2 protein-coding genes and 1 pseudogene are annotated in these 3,380 nt (G+C 78.5%); all 3 read right to left on the minus strand.

Annotation, left to right across the window (positions count from 1 at the left end; genetic code table 11):
• Positions 1-199 precede the first annotated feature (199 nt).
• The 3 genes and pseudogenes from ACWENR_RS25340 to ACWENR_RS25350 all read right to left on the minus strand — a co-directional run bounded on the left by ACWENR_RS25340 (position 200) and on the right by ACWENR_RS25350 (position 3,187).
• The gene (locus ACWENR_RS25340; RefSeq protein ID WP_452279463.1) at positions 200-1,762 is read right to left on the minus strand and encodes a DNA polymerase Y family protein; all 1,563 of its coding nucleotides are present in this window, start codon (positions 1,760-1,762) and stop codon (positions 200-202) included.
• Between the two features lie 170 nt (positions 1,763-1,932).
• Positions 1,933-2,655 (minus strand): annotated as a pseudogene (locus ACWENR_RS25345) (hypothetical protein); the annotation flags it as partial.
• A gap of 82 nt (positions 2,656-2,737) precedes the next feature.
• Positions 2,738-3,187 (minus strand): SAV_6107 family HEPN domain-containing protein, encoded by a 450-nt coding sequence (locus ACWENR_RS25350; RefSeq protein WP_452279464.1) that lies wholly within the window; start codon positions 3,185-3,187, stop codon positions 2,738-2,740.
• Positions 3,188-3,380 lie beyond the last annotated feature (193 nt).

The following is a 3,380-nucleotide window of genomic DNA, read 5'->3' on the forward strand; positions in this document are numbered from 1 at the left end:
CCCCTGCCCAGGCAGCCCAGACCGCCACACCCGCCCAGGCCCCTGCCCAGGCAGCCCAGACCGCCACACCCGCCCAGGCCCCTGCCCAGGCAGCCCAGACCGCCACACCCGCCCAGGCCCCTGCCCAGGCAGCCGCGCCTGCCCGGACCGCCGCAGCCACCCAGAGCGCCGGGACCGCCGCGGTCGCTGCTCCTGCGGCTCAGTCATAGATCGCCTCCACCAGCCACCGGCCGGCCTCGACCGCGAGCAGCAGGGCCGTGCCGTCGGCCAGGCAGACCTGGAACCGGGCCCGGCGACGGGCCTCGGCCGGCACCCACCAACGCTCGTCCACCGGCCACGGGCCGGCCCAACCGACGATCTCGGCCGGCCGGGCGGTACCCACGGTCAGCCGGGCCGGCGCGGCGCTGACCTGGAGCCGGGCGCTGACCACGACCGGCTCGCCGGCGACGTCGTGCACGGTCGCGGCCAGTGGATCGGGCAGCACCACGGCCGGCGCGGGTGGTGGCAGCCGGCCCGGCCACGGCGGCTCACCCGGGCGGGCCGGCAGGCGCTCGTCCCCCCACGGCACCAGACGCACCTGGTCGGCGGGCGAACGCCCGCCGCCGAGCACCGCGGTGACCACCGCCTCGGGGCCGAGGATGCCCTGTACCCGGCTCAGCGCACGGTGCGCCCGCTCCCGTTCCTCGCCGGCCTCCCCCCACAGGCCGGGCTGCAGGCCGGCCTGGGCGATCACCCCGTCCGGGACCAGCCGTAGGCGGATGATGCCCGCCGTCGGCCGGGCCGGGCCGGAGCCACCCCGGCCGGTGCCGCCGGACAGCCAGCCGTCGAGCTGCCAGCGCACCCGGTCGGCGATGGCCGCCGCGGTGAGCAGGCCGTCGTGCCGCCAGACCCGGTGCAGTTCCTGGCCGTGCGCGGTGACCGCCTCGATGCCGAGGCGGGTGCAGGCCAGGCCGTGCGCGGCGAGCCGGTCGTGCAGCCGCTCGGCCAGCGCCCGGGCGGCGAAGGCCGCCGCGTCGACCCGGTCGAGCGGATCGTCGTGGTCGGCGGTGACGGCGAGGTCGGCCGGAGGCTGCCGGACGGCCAGCGGGCGGTGGTCCCGTCCGGCGGCCAACCGGTGGGCTAGGGCGCCGTCGAAGCCGAACCGGGCCAGCACGTCGCCGGCGGGCAGCGCGGCGAAGTCACCCAGGGTGCGTACGCCGAGCCGGCGCAGCAGGTCGGTCAGCGCCGGCCGGCCGAGCGCCTCGACCGGCAGGTCGGCGAGGAACCGTGGGCTCGTGCCGGGCGGGACGACCTGCCCGGCGCGGGCGGCCAGCCCGGCGGCGAAGACCCCGTCGGCGATACCGACCTGGCTCTCCACCCCGCAGGCCTGCGCGACGTGCTCGACGATCCGCTCGGCGGCCGCCTCCTCGCCCCCGAGGTAGCGGCTCGGGCCCCGGGCCGCCACCGCGCACGCGCCGGGACGCACCACCTCGACGCCCGCGACCAACTCCTCGACCGCGGCGACCACCGGCTCGAACGCCCGGGTGTCCCGTCCCGGGTCGTACTCGACGACGGTGAGCCGCGGGCAGCGTCCCTGCGCCTCCCGTTTGCGCAGCCCTCGGCGCACCCCGTCGGCGCGGGCCCGTTCCGAGCAGGCGACCACCCGGTTGGCGTGCAGTACGGCGACCGGCCCGGTGGCGGGCACCCCGTCGACGATCTCGGCGGCGAGCACCGGCCAGTCCGGGCACCAGAGCAGCAGGGTCCGCACCGGCGCACCGGTCATGCCGGACCGACCAGGGTGAGCACCCCACGCCGGGAGGCGCCAGCGGGACCGGAGACGCCGTCGGCCCCGGAGACGCCAACGGGCGCGGAGGCACCGACAGACGCGGAGGCATCAACGGGCGTAGAGGTGCCTACAGGCGCGGAGGCACCAACGGACGTGGAGACGCCGGTGGGCACGGAGGCGGGTGGGAGAACCGGACGGGGTCGGCCGGCGGGGCCGGTGGTCGGGCGGGGAATGACCCGGGTGAGCCCGTCCCCGGGCAGCCAGACCTTGATCTCCTTGGGACGGGCGGCCGCCCCGCGCCCGCGCGCCGAGACGGTCACCTCGCGGCGGCGTAGCCGACCCCGGCCCGGCCCGAGCCCTTCCCAAGCTCCCCGGACCACCTGGAGGGTCACGTCCGCGCCGTCCCACCGCCCGTACGGCAGAAGGACGCTGCCCCGCTGTCGGGCGCGGGCCGCCAGCCGGTTGGCGACCGAGGCGGACACCGTCGCCGGTACGGCGGCGACCACGACGTCCACCCCGTCGATCAGCGCGGCGATGACCGTGGCCCACTCCGGACCGGGGTGGGGCACCAGGGCCAGCCGGTCCAACGCGATGCCGAGCTCGGCGGCGGCGCCCGCCCCGAACGTCGGCACTCCCACCACGGCGCACCACGAGCCGGCCCGGGACGCCTCGGCGAGCAGTGCCAGGACCAGCGAGGTGCCGCCGCTGCCGCGGGGCTGACCGGTGGCGACCGCGATCGTGCTGCCCCGCCGCAGCCCCCGGTTGGGCAGCAGCCCGGTCAGCTCCGGGGCCACCGGCAGCAACCGGTGGCCGCCCGCCGGGTCCGGCGCGCTCGCCGGACGCACCAGAGCGGCCAGTGCGGCGGAACCGACCACCATCCGGCCCGCCATCGGACCTACCCCCCGTCGTGCTGTCCATCGGATGTGCGCGTGACGCCCGGCTCCCCCCGCCGGGCGGCCGGGGCGTCACGGATCAGGCGGCGAGACCGTCGAGCGCCGGTTGGTGGGCCACGCCGAGCGCGGTCTCCACCACCGTGACGAACTGTTCGGCGGCGCGCAGCAGGTCGTCGGCCTCCCGGGCGGTCACGACCCGGGGAATGCCGGCCTCGGCGGCGGCGCGCTTGCCGGCGCCGAGGGCGAAGAACCGGGCCCACTCGTCGAGCTCGGGGGCGACACCGGAGAGCAGGACCCAGACGCTGGTGATCCGGTTACGGCGGGCGGGGGCGGGACGCGCCCGGGCGGCGAGCAGGGCCGCCGCCGCGCGCAGCGCGGCGAGGTGGGCGGCCGCGTAACGGAGGCCGTCGGGGCGGGTCTGGGCGGCCTCGGCCAGCCCGTGACGGGCCACCGCGAGAAGCTGGGCGGGGGTGCGGTGCGGCAGCACGTGCGCCGGCACCGTCGGTGCCTGAGCCGGGTTGGTCGGCATGGAACTGTCTCCTCCACGTGGCCGAGGCGCCGCCCCGTGGCGGACAGGCCGCCGACGGGACGCCGGGTCGAGTGGTGCGGAGGAAGACGCACCGGGTGGGGGCCGGCCGGGTGTGGACGCTTCCCCACACCACACCCGGCCGGCACAACCGGCGGGTTCGTCGCCCGCCGCCCGGGGGTCGTGGGCGGCGGCC

The sequence above is a fragment of the Micromonospora sp. NPDC004336 genome, assembly GCF_053602615.1.